Source organism: Mesorhizobium sp. WSM4822 (genome assembly GCF_055811155.1).
In genome coordinates, this window is sequence record NZ_JBVVQM010000112.1 from 1 (window position 1) to 234 (window position 234).

The window sequence follows — 234 nt, forward strand, 5'->3', positions numbered from 1 at the left end:
CCACAAACGCTACCAGCAATGCAAAACCAAAACCCGCCGCCCGTGCCGGGACGTTTAGTGACATCTCTGCGAAGGTGTGATGCAGAATCGAACCACTGGCAGAAATATAGGCATAGGTCAGGATATAGAGCACAAAGGCAATGGAAATGCCGTTGACCACGTTCCAGCCTTTGCCCAGCAAATCTTTGGTGATGGTGTCAAAACTCGAACCGATTCTGTAATTCAGGTTAGCTT

1 protein-coding gene is annotated in these 234 nt (G+C 49.1%); it reads right to left on the reverse strand.

Annotated features, from left to right (window positions below):
* The coding region (locus AC0L3E_RS34750; RefSeq protein ID WP_473606934.1) for an aromatic amino acid transport family protein at positions 1–234 on the reverse strand (234 nt) is incomplete at both ends.